This window comes from Yersinia similis (assembly GCF_001053095.1).
GTDB classification, from domain to species: domain Bacteria; phylum Pseudomonadota; class Gammaproteobacteria; order Enterobacterales; family Enterobacteriaceae; genus Yersinia; species Yersinia similis.
In genome coordinates, this window is record NZ_CGBP01000037.1 from 1 (window position 1) to 25,689 (window position 25,689).

Below are 25,689 nucleotides of genomic sequence, written 5' to 3' on the forward strand. Positions count from 1 at the left end.
AACAACCCGGTCACCGGTCAAACGGTCGCCTTTACCAGCACCCTCGGAACGCTGGACAATGTGACTGAGCAGGCCAGTGGCCTCTATACCGCGATCCTGACGGCCGGGACCCTAACTGGAACGGCTTCTCTGAGCGTCAATGTAGACGGTAATAATCTGGGCACCACACCAGCAACGATTAATGTCATTCCTGCTCCTGTTGATCTAACGGTATTAACTGATAACGCAAGGAAAAACATTGGTCAGGCTATTAGCTTAACGGTGATCGCTAAATACAAAAGTACTGATGTTGTAGCACCAAATGTAAAAATGACTTTTGAGCAAGTTGCAGTCGTCAATCGTCAAAATAGTCCTGTCAGCAGTAGTGGTGTAGTACAGATCGCCGATGCTAATTATGACGCCTTTACAGGAATGACAGATGCCAATGGCCAATTAACAGTATCAGTAACGGATCCTAATGGTATTGGTGTGCAAACAACCCTTAGGGCTAAAGCGGAAAGCGGTGATATGGAAAATACTAATGTCACCTTCAATGTCATAACCAGCCCAGATAGTGCTCAGGCAAGTATGTGGGGTAATATGGCAGAAACGTTGACTGCTTCAGGCGTTACGTTCAAACGCCCATACTTGGCAGCAGAGAAACCAGGCACAATAGGCACCAATGTTGAAAACAATGAGACTTGGGCCATGTTTAACCAAAGTCAAGCTGTAGCCATGTGTACCGTGCCGAGTAGTTCTCAACTGGTAAGTCTGTATAATCTTTATCCTTTGAATCAGATACAGACTGTTGCAGGATGGCCAACTATGCAAGTTTACCGTTCATCAACTTCAGCAGTAATAGGGCAGCATTTCTATGTATATATGAATACAGGGAACTATGCTTATAACTCTATCGGTAATGGAGATGTGGATGGAAACTACAATGTAAGCTGTTCTCTATAATGATAAAAATGGGTCGTCTATTATGCGCCGTAACTAGAGCAATCTTTCAGAAAAAGAAAGAAGCCAGTGGGGCGCAGTTGGAAGATGGACGAGACCTATATCCAGGTTTAGCCTGACCTTTACGCAACGCGCGCATCACCTCTATACCCTTGATTGTGGCATAAGCGGTCTTTATGGATTTGAAGCCTAACATCGGATTAATTATCCGCTTCAGCTTACCGTGGTCGCATTCAATCACGTTGCTAAGATGATGCTCAACACCAAGTGGACACTTGCCCTCACGCTTCAGCAGCGCCAGTGCTCTACCATATTTACAGGATCAGCGAACAGCCCAAAGGATTATCTCGCTTTGAAAATGTCGGCCATGGAAAGGGTTCATATGCTGCTCCTTCTGCAAAAAGAGAGCTCAGTTTATCACCACTGCCTATTTGCAACAGTGCCATCAATAGCAGGCCGCACATGCGCATTTTTTTGGGACGGTTCACCGGATTAATCGGCGCTGCCGGGTGAGTCAGTAAGAGTAAGAGGGCCAGCAAGGCTGACCCTTTTATTAACCTTATTGCCAAACTCATTAGCTATGTTTATCAAAAACAGCGATTACGGAATGAGCGTCCAAAGCGTGTGGTAGTCTTTACTCCCCGGTGCCCAGTCCGGGTCATAGGCTGTATGGGAAGATATGCATACCCAATCTTTACTAAAATTACTGACTTTATCGCCAACGTTATAGGTTGCGCCAAGTTCCCAGGCAGGGTGAATACTGCCATTACCACCACCATCACCACCACCATCAGATTTGGCATGGGTTGTAACAGAATGGACATTACTCGGTACGGATAAACGGCCTTGAGTATCCTGTGCTGCGACAAAATAACGGTAGGTGGTATCAGGTGACAATCCGGTCTCTTGGAACGTGTATTGTGGTACCAGAACTTCCGCAATTTTTTCCCCTTCCCGATAGACCAGATAGCTTTTCAGCCCAGTCGAACTCGTCGAGGTTCCCCACATCAACTCCAGACTGTTCTCGGTTACGTTCATGCTATGTAAGCTTTTAGGGGCAGAAGGCGGTGCGTTGTCACTGTTCTCAGCCAGTGTTTCTACCAACAGAGGCGTGCTGAGAGAGGAGGCGATGCCCGTTGTATCGATCGTGCTTACCGTATAGATATATTTGGTACCGGCTTTCAGGTTTGAATCAATCCAGTTCAATGTAGTTGTTTGCGCCAGGAAGACGCCATCGCGATAAATCTGGTAATGAGCGACATCAGAAACGGAGGCATTCCAGGCAAGTGATACTGAATTTTTGGTGATGCTAGTCGCACGTAGGTTTGCAGGTGGCAGAGGTTGATCACTACCACCTTCCCCCACGAAGTCCAGATCAATCACATGATAAAAAGCATTGCCGGTATCAGCGACGTCCCAGACCGCCAGCAAGACATGATAACCACTGCGCTGCGGCAGTATTAGCTCATGTATTGTTGGGTCTATGGGCATTAATGCAAACCCTGCATTTACCGACCAGTGAGGTTTTTCATTCAGTTGAACCATATAAAACGGCTCTTTTTCAAACTGAGCTCGGCTAAGAGGAAGATTAGGATTCCAATCAGACCGTGTCATAAAATAGCTCCAGCGACGGGTTTTATGTTCCTTTCCATAACCCCATGATATTTCTAATACATCCCCGGCTAGCACATCATGTTTTTGCCAGTGGGTACCGGGTTCATCCAAAAATTGCCCAGTTTCTTCGCCAGCACTGGCGATTTTGCCATCTAATGGAGGTAAATTATTAGGCTGATCATCAGGTGCAAAGGGGTCCGAAAGGCCCTCGGCTGTTTCAGGGAAAAATTTACCGGACTCGCGTTGGTTAAGGGCACCTTCATCAATTTCATGTGCTAGCCAGGCAAAATAGGCACGTGAAGCGGGAGAAAACACGTGGCCATGAAATGAAGAGATACCATTACTTTTGTTGCGGCTGATAATATTGGGCGTTCTGTATTTCATCATATATTCCTTAATAATATTAATTATTTCAGTGGAATTCTTTAGGGTACCGAACCCGCTAAATTTAGCGCTGTACGGCGAGCTGCCATAATGTGGTGGCTTGATCCGGTGACCAGAATGGGTTTGAGGTGTGTTGCATGACGCAAATATAGTTTTCTGCGTTATGCCGTACCGAATCATTATCGTTGTACCATTGGTCTTTCTCCCAGACTGAAAGACTGGTCGTTAACGTCGTTGCCGTTACCACCGTACTGAAATCAGAAATTTGCCCTTTTGAGTCGGTAGCGCTCACTTTATAGATATATTGTTTATTGGGTTCTAGCCCGGTATCGGTAAAGGTGGTATTCGCCGAGGTCCCTACTTTATTGCCATCACGGAAAATGGAGTAATAGCTGATAGAATTGACATTAAGCGTATGCTGCCAAGATAATTCAAGGCTGTTCGCCGCCTTTGAGGTTTGAATAAGGTTGTAGGGGGCCAATGGGAGATTATTATTACTGCTGCCATCATCATTATTAGCCAGAGAGGCGTAGCGTGTTTTAAACTCCCAATTATAACTTTTCCCTTGGACATCTTTACCGTTGTCCCAGTCGATTGACCAAGTCATCAGGCCCCGAATGGATAAACCTGCGGCATCCAGTCTGGCGAAGGCGTTATGCACATCTTTTTTATCAATGACATAGCCATTATCTGCGGCGTCATTATTTGCCGGTAACCCCATAACAAGTTTATTTGCTGGGATCTTTATATAAGTACGGGTTCCTAACACCAGACTTTCAGTCAGAAAGTAAAGAAAGTCTTCTTTTCGGGTATCATCGTTTTGACGTAGGGTCATTGGTGGGGTAATTTCGTCAACCCAAACACCAGCACCATTCTGATTATAATATTGTGGTGCAATAAAGTCATAATATCCCTCTAATGCTTCAATATAAGGAACGAATTCTCCCCCTATATTTAAATGAGGGAATTCAGGTGCCATACTAATAATAAAGTGTTGACCTAAATTAGCGTAATAGTCTTTTACTGTTTTTAATGCCCGAGGGATCACCGTCGAGTTTTCTTTACTACTAATTGCAGTCTGTTCTAAATCGATATCTAAACCATCAAAACCATAGACATCAACTAATCGTTTAATCTCTGCGACAAAGGCCGCCTCGTCTTGGGATGTTAATGAGATCTCTGCATCAGCGCCCCCTAAGGAAATCAGTACTGAGCGGCCCTCACTATGCAGTTTATCCACTTGTGTGCGAAACTGCTCATCCGATCCGATGTATGGTCTAAATGTTGGGATACCGCTTCCCTTCATAAAGGCGACGGCAATAACATTGAACTCTTTAGGAATATCGGCCAACGGTATATTGGTAGACTGCCCATATTTATAGCCATTTGCCGGATAGGATGTCCAATTATGCCAGAACCCCATGAATATTTTTTTATCTTTAATATCGACTCTTTGAACCGGTGATTTTTTTGAATTTTTTTTGGACATAATTATTTCCTCATTATCATCAGTAATGCGTTGAGTGTATGTCGTTTAATCCTTACCATGATGGCCCTCGCCAGTTTTTTAACGTAAACCTCAGAGCATGAAAATACTATTTTCATAAAATATATTTAGGTGAAATAAATATTTTCATAACTGATGTGACACAGTAATAAATATGATTAATCGACAAGAATGATATTTGTCCTTAACGGGATAAAGTGCAATTTCATTTTTGGGGGTGCTGGATGTCAATAAACAACATCCATACTGACAAGGCCTGATTTCATATGGTTCTGTTGAATGAATAGAGAAGGTGATAAGTGACTTCCTTGTTCCATGTTTTGCGGACCAGGCCAGATAACAACGAAAGTGTGGAGATGTAGAGATGTAGAGATGTAAGAGGATGTAAGGGGATAGAGGTGCAGCACAAGTCCCCTCTTAGATTCACTTTGCGGGCAGCATAAATATTGTTTAAATCGGTTTTCGACCAATTTGTCTCTCGCTTACCGCCTTCCTGCACTCGAATTATTTAGGGCGTATAAACGGTATTATTAGATGTTATCGTGACAAAGTAAGAAAATTCCCACAAATAATTAGCACTATTCATATTTAATATGTAGGTCAAATCAGAGGGCGTAAATGTTATTTCTGATATTATGACTTTAACACTATTATATTTGTAACCTCAGTGTAGCACTTATGGTTAATATTCTGGGTGTTTCTGTTGCCAAGATAATTCCTAATGGTCATATGGTCTGGTTTTTTGTGTTTTATCAGAATTAATGCGCATATGTAAAGTCTCTTTACGCTCTAAATGCCCACTTAATCATGCTTTACCAGCGGAAAGAATCGCGTATACTTCTTCACATGGTCGAGAGGGGCTGAATTAATAAGTCGCTAAGTAGGGAGTCATTAATATCCCGAAATCTCTCCTTTAATAATGAGCGGTGTTAACTCATCACTTATTAACCGAATATGGCAGCCTGTTTTATCGATTTGATTTTCCCATAAGGAATGGATGTCCTTATTATCGGTTGAAATGGCTGTAATGATAATTTCATCTTTTAATTTCATTATAATAAGCAGCAAGACGATCCCGCAGATGAAATATTCAGCGCTAATGACGTCTTCTGTATTAATGAAAAAATCCAAATTAAATTAAGGTTATATAATGTCTAACTTCAAGAAAAGTGTATTAGTTGCTGCTGTATTGTCTCTTTCTGCCTTCGCTGCTAATGCTGCTGACCAAGGTAAGGGTAAAGTGACTTTTACCGGGTCTATCATTGAAGCACCTTGTTCAATTACTTCCGAAGCAGCTGATCAGGTTGTTGAACTGGGTCAGATTTCTACTGCATCACTGGCTAACATGGGCTCTTCTGAACCACGTAGCTTCAGCATTGGTCTGGAGAAATGTGATGTTGCTACCATGAAGAGTGTGTCCATCACCTTTGATGGTACACCAGATGGTGTGGATGCTGAGATGTTGAAACTGATTGGTTTGGCTGATGGTGCAGGCATTGTGATCACCGATGAAGCGGGTGCGACAATTAAACGTGGTACGGCTTCGGTGAGCAAGACCCTGGATCAGGGCAGTAACAGCCTGAAATTCTCTGCTTACCTGAAAGGCACCAGTGCAGAGGAAGGTAGTGTGGTCCCCGGCGAATTCAGCAGCGTAGCTAACTTTACTCTCGCCTATAATTAATCATAGGCTTTAAAACCTCAAATTTTAAAAAAGCATGTGGAGAAATGCCACATGCTTTTTTTATGCTATAACAAATAATCTTAAGGTTTATTAATCTTATATTTTTCATGAAGTTAATCTGATTCAATTTTTATGAATGGATATAGTCATATCTAAAATCACGGTAACGTCACTATGTCGTAATTTTTATTTTTTGAAGCAGGGGAAATCATCACACATAACATGATGATTTTTAGCTATTCTTACAACATATCCATTTGCTGTTATTACGGGCATATTTTTCTGGTGAGTAACTGAATGAGAATAATTAAAAAAATTCCTATAGCAATGACTACATCATTGATAATGCTCAGTGGAACAGCCAGTGCTATTGATTTTAATACTGATGCAATGGATGCCAACGACAAACAGAATATTGATCTTTCTCATTTTACGAACGTTGGCTATATCATGCCGGGTGAGTATCGGTTGGAGATCAATGTCAATAATCACCGTATTCCTGAGCAAGTGATCGCTTTTTATACCCGTGACGATGAACCGGATAGCAGTGAGGTGTGCCTACCGAAAGCAGTGATGGAACAGTTTGGTCTGAAGCCTGATGTGCTGCAAAAGATCACATTCTGGCATGAGGGGCAATGCGCAGATTTACGTGAGCTGGCGGGATTAACCACGGAGGTTGATTTAGCGACCAGCACGTTAGCTATCAATGTCCCGCAAGCCTGGATGGAATACAGTGACAGCAATTGGGTGCCGTCTTCCCACTGGGATGAGGGGATCCCCGGATTTCTGTTGGATTACAACTTGAACTCGCTGTTTAGTAAACCGAAAGAGAGTGGTTCCACCCGGAATATCAGTCTCAACGGTACGTCGGGTCTGAATGCGGGCCCCTGGCGGTTACGGGGCGATTATCAAGGGAACTACAGCCATAGCAGTGGCGAGCAGAACTCGTCTACCAGTACATTTGACTGGAGCCGGATCTATATGTACCGGGCGATCAAATCACTGGCAGCCACCTTGAGTGTTGGTGAAAACTATTTCGCCTCCAGCCTTTTCGATACGTTCCGTTATGCCGGTGCGAGTTTGTCCAGCGATGAACGTATGTTGCCACCTAATCTACGCGGTTATGCCCCTGAAGTTAGCGGGATAGCCAGGACCAACGCCAAAGTGACGGTCTCCCAGCAGGGGCGCATACTGTATCAAACCACTGTGGCCTCCGGCCCTTTTCGTATTCAGGAGCTGAGTGATTCGGTTTCCGGGCGGCTGGATGTCAGCGTGGAGGAGCAGGATGGTACGGTACAAACTTTTCAGGTGGATACTGCCGCAGTTCCTTATCTGACCCGCCCTGGTGCAATCCGCTATAAAACGTCGGTGGGCCAGCCCTCGACTCTGAATCATGGGACTGAAGGCCCGGTATTTGCCAGTGGCGAATTCTCTTGGGGGGTCAGTAATAGCTGGTCACTGTTTGGCGGGGCCATTGGCTCGGGTGATTACAATGCCGTGTCGGTTGGGGTTGGCCGTGATTTATATGCATTTGGCGCAATTTCAACGGATATCACCCAAACCCGTGCGTCGGGTCTTCCCAATCAAGATACGCAGAGCGGAAAATCGTTGCGCGTCAGGTATGCCAAGCGTTTTGATGAGCTGAACAGCGACATCTCGTTTGCGGGGTACCGCTTTTTTGAACGTGAATTCATGTCGATGAATCAGTATCTCAACACCCGTTATTTCGATAATGACCTTGGGCGTAACAAGGAAATGTATACGGTGACAGCGAGTAAAAATTTTCCTGATATCCAGACCAATATCAATTTTTCATACAGTTACCAGAATTATTGGGATCAGCCCACGTCCAACAGCTACAGCGCGACGGTCAGCCACGCTTTTGATGCTTTTTCTCTCAAAGATATGACAGTCAACCTTTCTGCCAGCCGTAGCAAAAATAACGGCGTGAATGATGATGTGCTGTATCTGAGTTTTTCGGTTCCATTAGGCAATCAACAAACCCTCAGCTACAGCGGGCAACATAATGGTAACGGTAATAACCAGACCGTGAATTATTCTAACAGCTCGGCTATCGACAGCAGCTATCGGTTATCCGCAGGGGTTAACAACAGCAATGATAATGGGGCGCGCAGCCAGTTCAGCGGTTTTTATATTCATCGCAGCAGCGTTGCTGAAACCAGCCTTAATATCGCTTATGCGCAGGATGATTTTACCTCGACCGGGGTTTCTATGCGCGGGGGCGCGACGGTTACCGCGAAAGGTGCGGCATTACACGGCCCCGGTATGAGTGGTAGTACCCGCCTGATGGTCAATACCGATGATATTGCAGGCGTCCCGCTGGAAGAGCGGAATATTCGTTCAAACCGTTTTGGTATTGCTGTGCTGAATAATATTAACAGCTACTATCGTACAGATACGCGTATCGATATTAATCAGTTGGCTGATGATGTTGAAGTTAAGCAATCTGCGGTGGAGTTTGCCCTGACCGAAGGGGCCATTGGTTATCGCCGTTTCGCCATGATGAAAGGGGAGAAGGTACTGGCAACTATCAGCCTGACTGACAGTAGCCATCCGCCTTTTGGTAGTTTGGTCATGAGTGCCAAAGGGCAGGAACTGGGGATTGTTAGCGATGACGGTTTTACTTACCTGAGTGGAGTGGAGCCGGGAGAAACACTGAATGTACTTTGGAGTGGCGCTAAGCAGTGCCAGGTGGCGATCCCAGCAGCATTACAGCCGCAGGCGCAAATATTATTACCCTGCATATCCGTTAACTAAGATTGAGGTGATATACCATGAAGAAGCTCTCATTAATTGCGTTGACCAGCATATTGGTATTCACCAGTTATGCCGCCAATGCCGCGATTGCATTAGATCGGACGCGAATTATTTATAACGGGCAGGATAAGTCCATCAGCCTGAATATCAGCAATGAAAATAAGACACTGCCTTATTTAGCACAGGCATGGATTGAGAATGAACAACAGCAAAAAGTCACCACCCCGTTAGTGGCAACGCCGCCGGTTCAACGGGTAGAAGCGGGTAAGAAGAGCGCGGTGCGTATCTCTGCCACCCCTGAGGCGCTGAAATTGCCACAAGATCGCGAGTCACTGTTCTACTTCAATCTGCGTGAAATTCCGCCTCGCAGTGAAAAATCCAATGTCATGCAGATTGCCTTACAAACCAAAATCAAACTGTTCTACCGGCCAGAAGGGATTACCCCTGCTACGGGCCAAATCTGGCAGGAACAACTGGTTCTGCATAAAACGGCGCAAGGTTTTCGGCTAGAGAACCCCACTCCTTATTACATTACGGTCGTTGGGCTGGCGGAAAAAGGTAAGTCATCGGCTGACAGCAATTTTCAACCTCTGATGGTTGCACCCAAATCCAGTGCCGAGCTGAAATCTGCCAGTTTCACCGCCCCCGTCCTGACCTACATTAACGATTATGGTGGCCGACCAGAATTGAGTTTCAGTTGCAGCGGCAGCACTTGCCGGGCAGCTAAAGCGATTTAAACCGGTTGAAAGAGAGAACCTCAATGAAAAAAAATATATTCCTCACGTCACGCCGTGAGAGGTATAAGGCGGGACTGCTGCTGTTGCTACTCCTGTTATGTACCACCAGTAGACCGAGTTTTGCCGCACTGCAAGTTAACTCTTGTTCTCTTGCTGCATCGGGGGCCGGAGGGGAAACACCGTTTGTCATAAAAGCACTGCCAGTCACGTTGACGAATGGTTTTGTCTTAGGGAGCATGAACTTCAGTGTCGTCACGACATTCACAAAAACAGGGACGACAGTAGATTATTTATACCTCGGTGGTTGGTCGATGCTTGCTGCGGGGACGGTTATGCCCGTTTCTACCGGTGTTCCTGGGGTGAGGATGTCGGTGAGTGTCAGTGACGCTTTATTCGGGGGATATGAGTGGGGGAATACAGAGAAGGCAACTCAGCCCTTGTTTGTACCAGGGACAAAAATAACGATTGCTAATCGAGTCACGGTCCAACTCATTGTGACTGATGCCAGTATTTATCAAGGGGGAGTGATTCATTGGTTGAGTGTGGCGAGAGGTTTTGCGTTAGTTTCAGGTAATGCTCAGGTCTGGTCGACTAAAAGTGTTGCTACTGGTGGCTCACGTTGTGGTGATCTGTTGGCGTTTAATATCGGGGCAACAGATATCGTATTGCCACCTCCCACGGTGGCGACGTGTGATCTAGGGGCGACCGATATTGTGGTTGCACTGGATCCGGTTGATACCTCTTCCCTACAAACGCAAGGTGACCGGGTGGGCGGACAAGCTTTTTCGATCCCACTGGGCAGTTGCGCTAAAGACGCTAAACCCTATATCACGTTTACCGACAGTAGTAACAAGGCTAACCGTACCAATATACTGAGTTTATCACCGAGCAGCACGGCGACCGGTGTGGGCCTGGTGCTTGAAAAAAGTGACGGCAATCTGGTGACATTTGGCGCAGAAAACGCCAGTGTCAGCGCCAGTAATGTGGGGCAATTTTTGATTGGCAGCTCAACTGCCGCAGGAGGGAGCATGCCTTTAAATCTAACCGCTCGCTATATTCGCGCTGAAGGGGTGTTAAAAAGCGGTAATGTGAAAGCGGATGCAATCTTTACCGTCGCCTACCCTTAAGTGGCATACCACGTTAGCGATCAGTAAAAAGCGACCAATAAGTGTCGCTTTTATGCTTTTAGGTTCTGCTCTCATGATTGGCGGATTCGCCGTCCTTTTTTCCCTTAAACATTGACTCAATTCGCGTCAACAAATTATTCGCACTGTAGTAATCTAACCGGAAAGTATCATAACCCGCCGCATAAACGTTATCGTACTGAATCGCCGGAAGATTGGTTAAAAACTTATTACTTTTCAATGCATCAATTGCAGAATGAACGCCAGAAAAGAGTAAAATTGTCTTACCGTTCAGGCCCTGTGCTAGCTCATCTCCACCTAACTGAATAATATCTTTACGGTGCTCTATATGGGCGGTGTCCTTCAGTGCATCTGGCACATTGGCCAGCGTGAAACCCAGCTCCAATAACATTCTTCCCTGTGCGGAATTTTCCGTCCATAGGTTGGCGCTACCACTCACCTCCTGATAGATAAACGCTGAAACGGGCTGCGGTGGCAGGGTTATTCTCTGTTTTACCTCATTGAGTCGTCGGGTAAATTTATCAATCACCTGCTCGGCATCCCCTTCATGGCCCGTAACCCGACCCAACTGCAATGTTAGCTCTTGCCAACTTTTATCATCGTAATTAATCACTAATGTCGGGGCGATAGCCGAAAGTTGATCGTACAATTCCAATGCGGAATCGTCACCAGTGGCGGAAATAATAATTAAGTCTGGCCGCATCTCCGCGACAGCTTGAATATTGGGTTTGGTCTGGTACATCGGGATTAAGTGACGTGCCCGTGCAATATCCGACCATTGGGTAAAGAATCCTTTATTATCGGCTAGCGTAGTATTGGGTTCGGTAGCACTACTGGCAATGATCGGTGCATTTATTGCCAGCAAGGTACCTGTGATGGTGATGCTGGTGGAGACGATACGAGCGGGTTTATGCGTGAGTGTCATCGGGCCTTTCACTGTGTCCACGGTACGGGACCACGGTGATGTATTGTGATTATCAGCTACTGGGAACGGATGGACGCTAATTTCCTCTGCAGGTTTGCAGCCGGAAAGAGATAAAATAAACCCCAAAAAGCCAAGGCTAATAAGCAGATAATGGCGTATTTTACGTTCAATATAGATCATATAAAGGAACATAGCGGTGTTTTCTCCTTCTATCTGATGAGGGTAAGTCAGCAGGTATATAAATTAAATTTACCAATGGCTATATTTATACTGAGTGAAGATATGACAATTTTAAGTCATGACCGTAATGTATGGCGGGGGTAATATAATAATAGTGACATTCATCATCATTGACAATGATAATTTTTCATTGTTCATTACTCATCGTTAATGGGGGCATGGGAGTGTATGTTATATATCACGTTGATAAATATTGTGATAATGATAAAAATATTATGGTGCTGACGAAGAAGAGATAATCTGTCAATAATAATAAGTTTATGATAATAAACTCGATTTTATTTGCTGCCCCTGTTCATATCAGGCTCTCGATTTCATCCTAATTAAAGGCGTATGTTATGTAACTTGGCGGCTAAGTTACGAATGTTAATTTACCCTAAATGGGGTACATAAAATAGATTAAAGTATATTGTATTATTTGACATTAACTTAAGTTAGTATATTTTTTATTTAAATTAATTCCATTTAATAATGGAGTTAATTTTTTCATCTTGTGTTAGCAATGGATTTTCTGTAAATAAATTAATTTATTAATATGTCAGTAACTCTTCAATAATTCAACAATAACTATATGGTTAATGAGAAAATGTCTATTTTATAAAAAATAGGGAGAAAGTTATTTTTTATAAATCTAAATTTCTGTTTGTGCTGGTGCAGTGAGACGAGTTAAAGATTAGTGTTAACAACGTTATAACATTAAATGATGAGTGCCGCTATAGGGATGGTGTCGCCATCCCGTGAGCACTTAAATTCATAACCATCTGTTTTATGTGGATTAACAATGCTTTGTCTAAATAGTAATCTTTTAATATACTGCTACTAATTGTTATTATTCCTTAATAATAATAAATAACTTTATTTTTTATGGGCTAATAAATGAATATTCTTTCCCTACGCGGTGGTTTTTTTCTGTGGATGATGCTTATCTCAACATCTTCTTTGGCTATTAATTGTCAAAGAGCCTCAACCCCCGTCGAGTATACGGTATGCAGCAATGAGGATTTACACTGGCTGGATCAAACATTTAACGGTATTTATCAAGCCTTATTAGTGAAATACAATACTGAAACGGTTTATCAACAGCGTCAAACATGGGAAAAATCGCTGAACAGTTGTACCAATGATCGTTGTATCCAGGGGGCATATCTGCAAGGTATTGCCTTAATGTCTGATGTTGATAAGAACTTTAACTGGGATGGGCAATGGTGGAATATCACTAAAGGTAATGATCGTGGTGGGGTTATCGAAATCCATCGCGTGACCGAGTGGGGGTTTAGTCTGGACAGCCGCGCATGGTCTGGTGAGAATATGGGTAATTTTCGTGCAGAAGCCCGAAAAATAGAAGGAGTAGCCGTTGTTGATGTGATTGAGAACACGGCTAATTGTCGGTTATTACTGATCCCTGGAAAAGATGGCTCTCTACAGGTACACAGTAATGGCAGTTGGGGGTGTCGTATCTCCATGCCGAAAGATGTTTTCATCGATGGGCAATATGTGCGTGCTGAAAAAGATCCCCGTAAGGTCCCAACGTTATTATCTATTGGTGTTTTTTCTGAGGCTTCAGTCGATGACGCTTTCCGTAATTTAGTCGGTGAGCATTATGCTCAGTTTGTTCAATCTGCCAATGTGTATATTTACACTAATGATTTAGATAACCGGGGAGCCAAAGTGTTATCTACCTGGGTGCGGGGGGCGGCGAATAGGCGTGCGTCTATCATTATGTATACCCACACTGGGCAGCATTGGGCGGCTTACGTTGCACCGGATAAGAATGGTCAGTTACAAATTCACTATTTTACCAATGTTGCTGCAGACAAAAATAAAAGACCAAAAACCATTGTTGAATGGCAACAAAGTTTTATAGATAACTGATTAGCCATAATCTGATACAGGGCCATAAAATCGCCACAGTAATCTCATACTCGCTTACTGTGGCGATCCCTCTTCTTCCGTACTTGCGGGGTCAGCTCCTGCAAATCGCCAGTTTATCGCCGGAGAGGGTATTTATGTTCACGATTGGCACACGCTTATTTTGCAAGCCTCCCTCGTCCTGTAACCAGACGAGGACTTTACCGCCAGGAGCAAGGCCAAATAACATCGTTTTATATTGGGCTGTATTCCCTGTTCTGGCGGGTGCGATCATGCTTTGTCTGACGGACTGCGGGAGAACCAGATGGGTCTCGTACACTTTTTTATCGGCAATTGAATTCCAGCAGAACACCATGGACTGAGGCGGGGAGTCAGTCTGATTAAAATGGACCGATGTCTGGTGTATTAATTCACCCGACTCTCCGATTTGAGATGGACTATTTTGTGTCATGTCCCGTGTATTAAACGGATGCAGGTTACCGGCGGTGTCTACTATACGGGCGTAGGTAACCTGTGCAGGCTGTGATTCTGGGGTAACAAAAGTGAAATTCCATTTTCCCTGAGTGGCTCTGCTGTTGTTTATTTCCGCTGACTGCGTTGAGGGAGGATTTTGGCACGCGGTTAGTATTAGAATCAGGGTCAGTCCAGCAGCACGTTTTATTTTCATTTTATTCATCCATGTTGTCGTTGTTACTGTTCATTATCATTACTGTTGCTTACTACTATAGCGTTCTGGTGAGCGGAATAGTGAGGGGAGTTTTTGATATTTATACCCGATGTCAGATTTTGAATTGGCTTTTGACGTTAAAAGCACATTACGAGGGCCGTGTGGGCTGCCACAAGGATGCATATCTGCCTCGCCCCCTTTGGCGGTTGGAACGGAGGTAAAACGAGTGGTGAGGTGCTAACAACCGAACAAGTCTCCTGATGATTAGCCTAAACATCAATTGAAACCTGATCCGATCACTAAACTACCCTCACCCTCTCTCCAAATGAGTACTACTCCAGCACCCCAATCACATTCAAATTCATATCATCCGGGATCTCGTTATACGACAATACATTAAGCCCAGAACAGAACAGACGTGCATAGCGGGATATCAGTGGCCGCAATTGTGGCGTAACCAACAAAATAGGCTGGTGATTCTCTGCCTTCATTTGTTCTTTAATGATCGGCATATTCTGTTGTAATTGTGTCAGAATATTCGGATCGACGGGGAAATTATCTAATACCACTTTCCCCGCCTGTTGGGCCTGATTCAGAGAACCTAACAACATATTCTCTAATTCATTATTGATGGTATAAACCGCCAGGTTTTTATCATCACCATTGATGCTATTAACTATCCCATTACGTAATGCATAGCGAACATCTGAGGTCAGTAATAATGCGTCTTTGGTCACCGTAACGCTATCCAGTAGGGTGGTGGAAATGGTGACAATATCTTTTAATGACACATTTTCAGTTAAGAGTTGGCGATACACTTTCAATAACTGACTAAAATTCAGTGTCGTGACTAAATCCTCGGCCAAACGTGGGGAAAGTGCAGCAAGCCGTTGGTGTAATAGGGTGATATCGTCATAGTTAAACAGTTCAGATAAATGCTCTCGAACCACCTTATTCACATGTGTTGCTACTACGCTGGCGCAATCCACCACCTGATAACCCAAATTTAATGCCTGTGGTTTATCTTGTGGATCTATCCATACGATAGCCAAACCATAAGTCGGGTCAGTGGCTAAAATCCCATCAACTTCACCATATTGCTGTGCCGTTGGGATCGCCATGAGCTTATCTACATGGACTTCCCCCCCGGCAATCCTGACGCCATTAATATTGATGGTGTATTGGGACGGTTTTAAACGGAAGTTTTCCCGCACCCGGACTTCCGGCAATAAAACACCACTGCTTTCGGAGATAATCTGCCGCACTCCGCGTAGCCGTTGATTCAAAGGCTTACCCTTTGATTCATCCACCAATGTGACCAGTTTATAGCCTAAATTTAAACCGATAGGCTCCACCGCAGGAATACTGTCCCAACTGATACTCAGTGCATTTTCGTCAGAAATAACTGGGTTTAAGGCCGTAAAATCGGGATTAAGATCTGCTTGCTGAATTTTTTTACTTTGTTGCCAAGCTGTGAACAGCAGTAATCCGGTAAAACTGAGAAAGGCGAGATGGGGCATCCCCGGCACGATGGCGAGAATAAACATCACGAAAGCAGCGGCATATAAAATAGTAGGTTTAGCCAATAACTGATCTTTAACTTCATCAGTCATATCGCTGCCATCACTCACGCGGGTGACAATAATAGCCGCCGCCGTTGCTAATAACAGTGACGGAATTTGTGCCACCAAACCATCACCAATGGTCAGTAAAACATATTGCTGGAATGACTGACTGGCGCTCAAATCGTATTTAAAAATACCGATACAGATACCGCCAATCACGTTAATCACCAGGATCATCATCCCGGCGACCGCATCCCCGCGAACAAACTTTGATGCGCCATCCATTGCGCCGTAGAAATCGGCCTCACTGGCCACTTCTTTACGGCGAGTACTGGCCTGCTCCTGATTAATTAATCCGGCGTTAAGATCCGCATCAATGGCCATCTGTTTGCCCGGTAGCGCATCCAACGTAAAGCGAGCAGAGACTTCAGAAACTCGCTCGGCCCCTTTGGTCACTACCACGAAATTGATGATCATCAAGATGATAAAGACGACAAAGCCAACAACAAAGTTACCGCCAATAACCACTTGGCCAAAGGCTTCGATCACTTTACCTGCCGCATCAGCACCTTCATGACCATTGAGTAATACCACGCGCGTGGAAGCGACGTTTAAGGTTAAACGCATCAGCGTGGCGATCAGTAATATCGTCGGTAAAATTGAAAAGTCCAGTGGCCGTTTACTGTTCACACTGACCAATAAGACCAATACAGCCATCACAATATTAAAGGTGAATAAAATATCCAGAACCAGTGGTGATAATGGCAATATTACCATTGCTAACACGCACAGTAATAATACGGGGACTGCAATATGCGTCTCTTTTAACAGACGAGAAATATCATGTAATTTATGTTTCATCATGGAATCGTTGCATCTCTTTGGGAAGCCCAAGGTGAGTATTTAATACCGGCTTGCTTGCTTGCCCGGAACGCCATGACTTGATCTGCATGACATAGGTCAGCACCTGAGCGATAGCACGATAAAGCTGGGCAGGTATCTGTTGGTTAACCTTGGTGGTATGGTAAATAGCTCGAGCTAATGGTGGGAACTCGACAATTTCTATTTTGTGTTTTTGAGCAATGCTCCGAATATACAAGGCAATATCATCTTTCCCTTTGGCGACGATATAGGGAGCGCTGGCTTTTTCTGGTGCATACTTTAATGCAACCGAGAAATGGGTTGGGTTAGTAATAATAACGTCGGCGCTGGGAACCGTTTTATTAATTTGGCCAATAGCATATTGGCGTTGCAGTTGACGGACCCGAGATTTAACTTCTGGATTACCATCATTATTTTTATGCTCTTGTTTGACCTCCTGTTTGGTCATTTTCATTTTTTTGGTAAACAGATGATGACTGAGAGGAATATCAATGATGGCAAAGACGACAACAATAGCGATGAAATACAGCAAAATATGGTGGTAATGGTCAAACCCCTGAGTAATCGCTTCTTCTAGCGGCAGTGTCTGCAAGTGCAACAAATCATCAAGTGAGCTATTCACGACCAGATAGAGGGTGTACAGCACGATACTGCATTTTGCCAACATCTTAAGAACCTCTGTACCATTGCTGGCAGAGAATATTCTCTTAATCCCCGCTAACGGGCTAAGTTTTTTCAGATCGGGTATCAGTTTTACCGGGGTGAAATTCCACCCGCCGGGTATTAACGTTGCCAGCATACTGAGTAACGGGATCGGGATCAGCGTGGCTAAGAACTTGGCGAAAATAAACAGATTGGCCTGCAGAAATTGCTCAAGAGCACCTTGATCATCAAGCTGGCTAGCCAATTGGGCAACAGAAGCAAACGATTGAGAAATCAAATTCTTATAATAAGGTAGAAATAGCGACAGCAGAATAAAAGAGATAACTAGCCCTGCGGCCATGGTGACATCTTTAGAACGGGGGATATCGCCTTTTTTTCTGGCTTTCGATAGCTTTCCCGCTGTGGGTTTTTCGCTCTTCTCACCACTGCTGCTCGACATCAGTGCACCTTCATCCGTTCAAACTGTGTCAGGATCTCATTGGTTAAATGAAGATAATGATCAGGGATATTGATAGCTAATAGCAGAAGGCACAGCAGGCCAAACAACATGCCGATAGGGAAACCCAGTGAAAATAGGTTTAACGTTGGGGAAATACGGTTCAGTAAACCAAAAGATCCTTGCACTATCAGCATGATAAAGGTGGTAGGCAGTGCCAGCAGGGTAGCCGATGAGATAATCCAGCCAAGACTTAATGCCAATGAGCGTAGCGAAAAATCATTAATAGCTTCGCCGATGGGCCAGCTACTGAAACTTTTCAACACAATAGTGACAAACAGCAAGTGGCCATCAAGGGTAAAAAAAATCAACACACTGAAAGTAAATATTATTTGTGATATCACCGCCGTTGATGCTCCGCTGGTGGGATCATTCATCATTGCCATACCCAGGCCCATATTCATCGATAGAATCTGACCGGCGGCCTCTAATGCGGCCAACACCAAATGCAACATGGAACCAAATAACCAGCCCCACAGGATTTGTTCACCTGCCAATAATAGGTTTTCTATCGAGAGCAATTCATCGGATATAGCGGGTTGGCTGATCATCGGGGTGAGCAGGATCGCCAGTAACAGGGCTGTGCCAATCTTGGCTTTACGGGTAAAGGCTTTATGCCGAATAACCGGACAAAAATGCAAAAACGATAAAATCCTGACAAAAGGCAGCCAGAGTGCGAATAGCGGAGCCGTCATGGCATGAATATCGATTCCCATCGGCATTTACCCAACCAACTGTGCGGCTTGCTGGAAAATATTGACGGTAAAATCACTCAGTTTGGTCATCATCCATTTGCCTGCAAAGATGAGAACCAACATCGTCATGACCAGGCGCGGTAAAAAGCTCAGCGTTTGTTCATTAATCTGTGTGGTGGCCTGAAAAATGCTGACCAATAGGCCGATTAACAGGCTTGGGACGATGGCAACGATAGAAATCATCAGTACCAAATGTAATCCCATGGCGATAATGTCCCCGGCAATATCAGTGGTCATCATGCTATAGCCCCTGAATGCTGGCAGTGAGTGTGCCAACCGTTAATGTCCAGCCATCACACAAGACAAACAGCATTAATTTAAACGGCAATGAGACAATTAAGGGCGATAGCATCATCATCCCCATCGCCATCAAAATACTGGCTACAATCAGGTCAATCACCAGAAAAGGGATATAAATCATAAAGCCTATTTGGAAGGCGGTTTTCAGCTCACTGAGCACATAAGCGGGGGTGACCACGCTTAAATCCTGCTGTTGTGGCTCGCCACTGACTTGGGCGATAGCCATCATTTGATCCAGTGATTTAGTACTGGTCTGCGCGAGCATATAGTTCTTCAGTGGGACTTCTGCCCGGCCCAGTGCTTGTGAAAGCGTAATTTCATCCTGTTGGAAAGGAATAACCGCATCCTGATGGATTTTGGTCCACACTGGGCGCATAACCAGCAGGGTCAGGGCGAGGGCGATACCGGTCAGGACTTTATTCGGTGGGCTTTGCTGCAATCCCAGTGCCTGACGCAATATCGCCAGAACAATAATGAAGCGGGTAAAGCAGGTCATCATCAACATCATGATCGGCAACAAACCGAGCAGGGTCATCAGGATCAGGATTTCAATCTTAACGTTGTAATTTTGCCCCGCGGCGGTTTGTACGGTATTGAACAGGGTAATTCCCCCCTCCTGCGCCAGCAGAAGAGGGGAATACAGCAGCCCGCCAACCAGTAAGCCTCGACTGATGATGGTTACCGGTGTTATCGCTCGAAGGCTGTGGCTCATAACGCGAGTTCACCTAAATTTTGGCTATTAATGTTAATAATGCGCAGGCCATATTTTTCATTAATCACCACCACTTCGGCTTGGCCGAACATGATGCCATTTACCCGGATATCTAATGGCTCGCCAGCCAACTTGTCTAACTCAATCACCGAGTCATTATTCACCGTCAGCAACTCTGAAAGCGGGATCTCAACAGAGGCTACTTCCAGCGTTAAGGTGACAGGGATCCGGCTGAACAGTGACATTTTGCGCTTTTGCTCATCGGTCTTTGTTGCTGTTTTTTCTGGCGCGTTAATCACCTTATCGAAATGCTCAGTTGGGCTAATGGCGCTCTCATCCAATGCAAGGCTAAAGTCGAGGTCATCGTTGAGTTCAATTTGCTGCTCAGTCATGGTTTATCTCATTGGGTTGGTCATTAAATTCAGAAAAAAATAATTTGCCGCGATTTTCGGTAATGGCGGCGCTGAATAGCGCCTCTTTGCCAATAAATACGGGGAAATATTCGGGCAATGAAGCTGAAATAATATCGCCCTCTTTTAAGGCCATTAACTCAGCCAGTGTCAGGTTAATATTGCTCAATTGGCTGGTGAGCGTAATGGGTAATTTTTTTACTAAGTGTTCAAGTTGCTTCTCTGACAGTGAAACGTTTTTTTCTACTGTTTTTTCACTCTTGGTCTTTATGGTATTGATAAACCTATCTACGTGCGGTGCATCAATAAAAATGCTGAATCCACTTTTGTTATAATCTTTTAGAAAAAAATCAATGCGATATGACCAGCACGCGATTAGCGCCGAGGTGCTGTTGTTAATGATCAGGTGTTCACCAAAAAATGGCTGATTAAGAAAGAGATCGGTTATTTCAAGCCCGAGTTTATTTTTTAGTCTTTCTTCTGTTTTGGTCAGTGGTGATAAATTCTCAGTAGTCGTGGTTTTTTTTGCCTGGCTTAATCCATAGTAATCATTAAGAATGTTAAGTAACAAAAGACGATCGATATCGAATGCAATATTACCCATCTGACTGGTTAGCATCTTTGCGTTCTTATGACGGCAATTTGTTTGGAACGTAATATCATCAAGCGTAATATTTATTCTGTATTTTTTTAAAAAATAGAGGCTGATTTCGCTCTCAATAATAGAAAAATAGCTATTGACTATTTTAGGTATTTTGTGATGAGGGCGGCCAAGCTTGTTAATTTCAAGCGATACGATGTCTGGTCGCGGGTCATGATTATAAACCTTTGCTTTGACTTTATTTGATTGCATTGTTTCATCCAAAATATTTTTGGCTAGTGTCTGTTTATTTCTATCTTGATAAATTGAAAACATAGAAGCTAAACATCTTCTCTCTTTCTTTCTTTGCGGGCTTTTATGAAAAGTAGCTGCTGAAAGAATGTCTGGTTACGGAATGTTTTATTCAGTTTTTCATGGGTTTTAGCGTAAACCTTTATGGTAAAAATACACAATAGGTATTTCTTTATTAATTTATTTCTTTTTTATTTTGATATTTTAACTGTTTGTGTAACTCATTGATTTTAGGTGGTTAATGTTTTTAATTTTTATTTAATTTATTTGTTTTTCATGGGGGAAGTATAATGAGTTATCGACAATTTCTATAACTCACAAAAAACACTATGTAACACGTTTCGATTTATTTTTTCAATAATATTTAAGTCTCAATTTATTTTGTCGATCTATTGAGTGTCGAGCGTGATTTGTTGTGATTTTACGTGTGGATAAATTATGATGAATATCAATGTTGATGTTTTCCCAAAAAATGATCATGGATTTGTTGCTAATGCGCCCTCCAGTGTAAGTGTATTTTCCCTTGCGCGGAGGGTGGCTGAATTTAATGTTCCGGTATTGGTCACAGGTGAAACCGGGACAGGTAAAGAGTGTGTGGCTAAATATATCCATCAGAAAGCCATGGGGGATTCATCTCCCTATATAGCGGTGAATTGTGCCGCGATACCTGAGAGCATGTTAGAAGCCATATTATTTGGTTATGAGAAAGGTGCCTTTACTGGTGCTATCGCCAGTGTTGCGGGTAAATTCGAGCAAGCGAATGGAGGAACATTATTACTGGATGAAATCGGTGATATGCCGTTGGCACTGCAAGTAAAGTTATTGCGTGTATTACAAGAGCAAGAAGTCGAGCGCTTAGGTAGCCATAAGGCTATTCCTTTGGATATTCGAATTATTGCCTCAACAAATAAGGATCTAAGCGTTGAAATTGCGGAAGGACGTTTCCGTCAGGATCTCTACTATCGCTTATCCGTGGTGCCTATCCATATATTACCTTTGCGTGAGAGACCAGAAGACATTCTACCTTTGGTGAAGGCATTTATTAATAAGTACCAAGGTTTTCTGAATGTAAAAATAGATATCACTGCAGAGGCACAGTGTGAACTGTATAAATACACTTGGCCTGGCAATGTTCGTGAATTAGAAAATGTGATTCAACGCGGCATCATCATGAGCAACAACGGCGTGATTGAACTACCCGGTCTTGGTTTACCTATGGCACAGGAAATATCCTCGTCAGTAGGGGAGCCATCATTATCGTTTTCTGCGAATCAGCCCCCTGATGGGGAAAATAATATTAAGTTACGTGGGCGCTTGGCGCAATACCAATACATTGTGGATTTACTGCAACGGCATCAGGGCAATAAATCTAAAACGGCCGCATTTTTAGGTATTACGCCACGCGCTTTGCGATATCGGCTCGCCAATATGCGTGAAGATGGCATCGACATTGAGTGTCACTCATAAAAATAAGGAAGCAGGATGGATAACATTGATTCTATCAATATGTCTCGTTTGCAATCGCCAGTGATGCTGGAAATGCGGCAAATAGCGGCCATGGCAGGCAGTGGTCTTGAGTTTGGCACAATACAGCCAGCCGCCGCCAATAGCCATGTCTACCCTGTGGAAAAGGGGGCGGATAATCTCTCTTTTTCTCAGGTACTCAACGGCGCGATTAAGAGTGTGGACCAGTTACAACACGTCGCCAGTGAGAAGCAGGCCGCGATGGATATGGGCATCAGTGATGACTTAACCGGCACGATGTTAGCGAGTCAGAAAGCCAGTGTGGCTTTCTCCGCCATGGTGCAGGTGCGCAATAAGCTCACTTCTGCATTAGACGATGTTATGAATACTGCGCTGTAGGGTAAATAGGTGTTAGATAAAATTAAGCAGAAATTGTCACCAGGTCAATTAGGTGAAAATACAAAAACGATTCTTATGAGCGCGGTAGCCCTTTTGGTGACAGGCGCGATTATTTTCAGTCTCTGGCGTAGCTCACAGGGCTACACGGCGTTATTTGGTTCGCAGGAGAATATCCCGGTCACCCAAGTGGTGGAAGTGCTGGAAGGAGAGGCCATCGCCTATCGTATTAACCCAGATAACGGTCAGGTGTTAGTGGCTGAAAATCAGTTGGGTAAAGCACGTATCTTGCTGGCAGCAAAAGGAATTACTGCCACACTCCCTCTTGGCTATGAGTTGATGGATCAAGAAAGCATGCTTGGCAGCAGCCAATTTATCCAAAATGTTCGTTATAAACGCAGCCTGGAAGGGGAGTTGGCACAGAGCATGATGGCATTGAGCGCGGTGGAATATGCCAGAGTTCATCTGGGCATGAGTGAAGCCAGTTCATTCGCCATCAGTAATCGCTCGGAGAGCAGTGCTTCGGTGGTGTTACGCCTGAGATACGGCCAAACATTGAGCACTGAGCAGGTTGGTGCCATTGTCCAACTGGTGGCGGGCAGTATTCCCGGAATGAAACCCACGAATGTTCGGGTGGTTGATCAACACGGTGAATTACTGTCACAAGCTTACCAGGCGAACAGTGAAGGGCTACCCAGTATGAAAAGTGGGACCGAACTGGCCCACTATCTGCAAAGCACTGCCGAGAAGAATATTGCGAACCTGTTGAATTCGGTGATCGGCGCGAATAACTACCGCATCAGTGTTGCCACCCAATTGGATCTGAGCCGTATTGAAGAGACTGCGGAGCACTATGGCCCAGACCCTCGAATCAATGATGAAAATATTCAGCAAGAGAACAGTAATGACGATATGGCGATGGGGATCCCTGGGTCGCTAAGCAATCAGCCAATCCCTCAATCTCAAGCCGCTCAAGCGCCCGCAGCCGTTAGCCGCAGTCAGGCGCAGCGTAAGTATATTTACGATCGCAATATCCGCCATGTGCGTTATCCCGGTTACAAGTTGGAGAAAATGACCGTTGCGGTGGTGCTGAATAAATCGCTCCCTCTGCTAGCACAGTGGACGCCGGAACAGCAGGAAGAACTTAAACGTTTAATTGAAGATGCCGCCGGTATTGATGTTAAGCGTGGGGATTCTCTGACCATTAACATGATGGCCTTCACGGTGCCTACGTTGATTGACGAGCCAGTGATGCCGTGGTGGCAAGAGCCAAGTACTTTCCGTTGGGCAGAGTTGTTGGGGATAGGGCTGCTGTCATTGCTGGTGCTGTGGTTTGGTGTTCGCCCATTGATGAAACGCTATTCGCGTAAGGGGCCGGAGAACCTGCCGTTAGCCATTTCCTCGGCGGGTGCAGATGAGGCGCTTGATCATGTGGATACCGGTGTAGACGGTGTAGAAAGTAGCCCGCGTGCAGAAAGCTCCTTCTCCACGTCTTCTCTCTGGGAAGGCGACGATCTGCCAGAACAAGGTTCCGGTTTGGAAACCAAAATTGCCCACCTGCAACAACTGGCGCAATCAGAAACTGAACGTACCGCCGAAGTCATTAAACAATGGATTAACAGTAATGAACGAACCAAATCTCAACCTGAGTGATGACCCAAGCGTCAAAAGTGATACCAAGGGACGTAGCCGATTGGAACAGGCCAGTATTTTATTACTGAGTATTGGTGAAGAAGCGGCCGCCATGGTGATGCAACAATTGAGCCGTGAGGAGGTGGTGTGTGTGAGCCAGATGATGTCACGGCTCCATAACATCAAACTGGATCAAGCACGGCAGGCGTTGGATGATTTCTTTCGGGATTATCGTGAGCAGAGTGGCATCAATGGTGCTTCACGCAGTTACCTGCAAGCGATCCTGAATAAAGCGTTAGGCAGTGATATCGCTAAAAGTGTGATTAACGGCATTTATGGTGATGAAATTCGCCATCGTATGACGCGGTTGCAGTGGGTGGATACGCCGCAGTTGGTGGCGCTGATTGACCAAGAACATTTACAGTTACAGGCGGTGTTCTTGGCCTTTTTACCCCCAGATGTGGCAGCAACGGTACTGGCGTATCTGGATAAAGATCGCCAGGACGATATCTTGTACCGCATTGCCAAGCTTGATGATGTGAACCGTGATGTGGTGGATGAACTGGACCGGTTGATTGAACGTGGGGTGGCTGTGCTTTCTGAACATGGTTCCAAAGTGATCGGTATCAAACAGGCCGCTAATATTGTTAACCGTATTCCCGGCAATCAACAGCAATTGCTGGATCAGTTGGGTGAGCGTGATGAAGAGGTGCTGAATGAACTGAAGGATGAAATGTATGAATTCTTCATCCTCAGCCGCCAGAGTGAAGCCACCTTGCAGCGCCTAATGGACCTTATCCCGATGAGTGATTGGGCTATTGCCCTGAAAGGAACCGAGCCAGCTTTGCGCCAGGCCATCTATGACGTGCTGCCTAAACGCCAGATTCAGCAGTTGCAAAATGCGACACAGCGGACGGGGGCGGTTCCTGTTAGCCGTGTCGAACACATTCGCAAAGAAATTATGGCGCAGGTGCGGGCACTGGCGGAAGCTGGAGAGATTCAGGTGCAGTTGTTTGCCGAACAGACCATGGAGTAA

At 44.7% G+C, this 25,689-nt stretch carries 21 protein-coding genes and 2 pseudogenes; 11 read left to right on the plus strand and 12 right to left on the minus strand.

What is annotated here, in order from left to right; all coding sequences use genetic code 11:
* Nucleotides 1-942: adhesion domain-containing protein (locus AC971_RS19070; RefSeq protein ID WP_231573034.1), on the plus strand; the 942-nt coding region annotated here is incomplete at its 5' end.
* A gap of 6 nt (nt 943-948) precedes the next feature.
* Nucleotides 949-1,050 (plus strand): annotated as a pseudogene (locus AC971_RS25335) (IS6 family transposase); the annotation flags it as partial.
* Here the strand turns inward: AC971_RS25335 and AC971_RS23525 are convergent.
* The 3 genes and pseudogenes from AC971_RS23525 to AC971_RS19085 all read right to left on the minus strand — a co-directional run.
* Nucleotides 1,028-1,252 (minus strand): annotated as a pseudogene (locus AC971_RS23525) (DDE-type integrase/transposase/recombinase); the annotation flags it as partial. The pseudogenes AC971_RS25335 and AC971_RS23525 overlap by 23 nt on opposite strands.
* 287 nt (nt 1,253-1,539) lie before the next feature.
* Nucleotides 1,540-2,937, minus strand: a complete 1,398-nt coding sequence (locus AC971_RS19080; protein WP_025381402.1) for a lytic polysaccharide monooxygenase — start codon at nt 2,935-2,937, stop codon at nt 1,540-1,542.
* Between the two features lie 64 nt (nt 2,938-3,001).
* The gene (locus tag AC971_RS19085; RefSeq protein ID WP_025381401.1) at nt 3,002-4,426 is read right to left on the minus strand and encodes a glycosyl hydrolase family 18 protein; all 1,425 of its coding nucleotides are present in this window, start codon (nt 4,424-4,426) and stop codon (nt 3,002-3,004) included.
* Between the two features lie 1,168 nt (nt 4,427-5,594).
* Here AC971_RS19085 and AC971_RS19090 point away from each other — a divergent pair.
* The 4 genes from AC971_RS19090 (at nt 5,595) to AC971_RS19105 (ending at nt 10,767) form a co-directional block, all read left to right on the plus strand.
* Nucleotides 5,595-6,125, plus strand: coding sequence for a fimbrial protein (locus AC971_RS19090; protein WP_025381400.1), 531 nt, complete (start codon nt 5,595-5,597; stop codon nt 6,123-6,125).
* Between the two features lie 297 nt (nt 6,126-6,422).
* Entirely contained in the window at nt 6,423-8,903 is a 2,481-nt protein-coding gene (locus AC971_RS19095; protein ID WP_025381399.1) for a fimbria/pilus outer membrane usher protein, read from the plus strand.
* A gap of 17 nt (nt 8,904-8,920) precedes the next feature.
* Nucleotides 8,921-9,640 carry a fimbrial biogenesis chaperone gene (locus AC971_RS19100; protein ID WP_025381398.1) on the plus strand — a complete coding sequence of 240 codons (720 nt, stop codon included), beginning with the start codon at nt 8,921-8,923 and terminating at the stop codon, nt 9,638-9,640.
* 23 nt (nt 9,641-9,663) lie between these two features.
* Nucleotides 9,664-10,767, plus strand: coding sequence for a fimbrial protein (locus tag AC971_RS19105; RefSeq protein ID WP_025381397.1), 1,104 nt, complete (start codon nt 9,664-9,666; stop codon nt 10,765-10,767).
* Nucleotides 10,768-10,825: 58 nt separating this feature from the next.
* On the opposite strand, the gene fepB is transcribed toward AC971_RS19105, so the two are convergent.
* The gene (fepB, locus tag AC971_RS19110; protein ID WP_025381396.1) at nt 10,826-11,902 is read right to left on the minus strand and encodes a Fe2+-enterobactin ABC transporter substrate-binding protein; all 1,077 of its coding nucleotides are present in this window, start codon (nt 11,900-11,902) and stop codon (nt 10,826-10,828) included.
* A gap of 924 nt (nt 11,903-12,826) precedes the next feature.
* Between fepB and AC971_RS19115 the strand changes: the two genes are divergently transcribed.
* Nucleotides 12,827-13,822, plus strand: a complete 996-nt coding sequence (locus tag AC971_RS19115) for a lysozyme inhibitor LprI family protein (RefSeq protein WP_025381395.1) — start codon at nt 12,827-12,829, stop codon at nt 13,820-13,822.
* Between the two features lie 91 nt (nt 13,823-13,913).
* Here the strand turns inward: AC971_RS19115 and AC971_RS19120 are convergent, their stop codons facing one another.
* The 8 genes from AC971_RS19120 to AC971_RS19155 form a co-directional block, all read right to left on the minus strand.
* A complete protein-coding gene (locus AC971_RS19120) occupies nt 13,914-14,486 on the minus strand; it encodes a DUF2931 family protein (protein WP_025381394.1) in 573 nt (190 codons plus the stop codon).
* Between the two features lie 332 nt (nt 14,487-14,818).
* Nucleotides 14,819-16,915 carry a flagellar biosynthesis protein FlhA gene (locus AC971_RS19125; RefSeq protein WP_025381393.1) on the minus strand — a complete coding sequence of 699 codons (2,097 nt, stop codon included), beginning with the start codon at nt 16,913-16,915 and terminating at the stop codon, nt 14,819-14,821.
* Nucleotides 16,902-18,035 carry a flagellar biosynthesis protein FlhB gene (flhB, locus tag AC971_RS19130; RefSeq protein WP_025381392.1) on the minus strand — a complete coding sequence of 378 codons (1,134 nt, stop codon included), beginning with the start codon at nt 18,033-18,035 and terminating at the stop codon, nt 16,902-16,904. Before flhB ends, AC971_RS19125 begins: the two co-directional genes overlap by 14 nt.
* Complete coding sequence (gene fliR / locus AC971_RS19135; protein ID WP_038402401.1) at nt 18,035-18,808, minus strand: flagellar biosynthetic protein FliR; 774 nt, start codon at nt 18,806-18,808, stop codon at nt 18,035-18,037. Before fliR ends, flhB begins: the two co-directional genes overlap by 1 nt.
* A 6-nt stretch (nt 18,809-18,814) precedes the next feature.
* Nucleotides 18,815-19,087, minus strand: a complete 273-nt coding sequence (gene fliQ / locus AC971_RS19140) for a flagellar biosynthesis protein FliQ (protein WP_025381390.1) — start codon at nt 19,085-19,087, stop codon at nt 18,815-18,817.
* Between the two features lies 1 nt (nt 19,088).
* Entirely contained in the window at nt 19,089-19,859 is a 771-nt protein-coding gene (gene fliP / locus AC971_RS19145) for a flagellar type III secretion system pore protein FliP (RefSeq protein WP_025381389.1), read from the minus strand.
* A complete protein-coding gene (gene fliN / locus AC971_RS19150) occupies nt 19,856-20,251 on the minus strand; it encodes a flagellar motor switch protein FliN (RefSeq protein WP_025381388.1) in 396 nt (131 codons plus the stop codon). The genes fliP and fliN overlap by 4 nt, the downstream gene beginning before the upstream one ends.
* The gene (locus AC971_RS19155; protein ID WP_025381387.1) at nt 20,244-21,122 is read right to left on the minus strand and encodes a FliM/FliN family flagellar motor switch protein; all 879 of its coding nucleotides are present in this window, start codon (nt 21,120-21,122) and stop codon (nt 20,244-20,246) included. The genes fliN and AC971_RS19155 overlap by 8 nt, the downstream gene beginning before the upstream one ends.
* Before the next feature lie 477 nt (nt 21,123-21,599).
* On the opposite strand from AC971_RS19155, the gene AC971_RS19160 reads away from it, so the two are divergent.
* The 4 genes from AC971_RS19160 to AC971_RS19175 are packed head-to-tail and all read left to right on the plus strand — an operon-like array spanning nt 21,600 to nt 25,689.
* A complete protein-coding gene (locus AC971_RS19160; RefSeq protein ID WP_025381386.1) occupies nt 21,600-22,628 on the plus strand; it encodes a sigma-54 interaction domain-containing protein in 1,029 nt (342 codons plus the stop codon).
* Between the two features lie 15 nt (nt 22,629-22,643).
* Nucleotides 22,644-23,024 (plus strand): flagellar hook-basal body complex protein FliE, encoded by a 381-nt coding sequence (gene fliE / locus AC971_RS19165; RefSeq protein ID WP_025381385.1) that lies wholly within the window; start codon nt 22,644-22,646, stop codon nt 23,022-23,024.
* 9 nt (nt 23,025-23,033) lie between these two features.
* Complete coding sequence (gene fliF, locus AC971_RS19170) at nt 23,034-24,674, plus strand: flagellar basal-body MS-ring/collar protein FliF (RefSeq protein ID WP_025381384.1); 1,641 nt, start codon at nt 23,034-23,036, stop codon at nt 24,672-24,674.
* Complete coding sequence (locus AC971_RS19175; protein ID WP_025381383.1) at nt 24,646-25,689, plus strand: flagellar motor switch protein FliG; 1,044 nt, start codon at nt 24,646-24,648, stop codon at nt 25,687-25,689. The genes fliF and AC971_RS19175 overlap by 29 nt, the downstream gene beginning before the upstream one ends.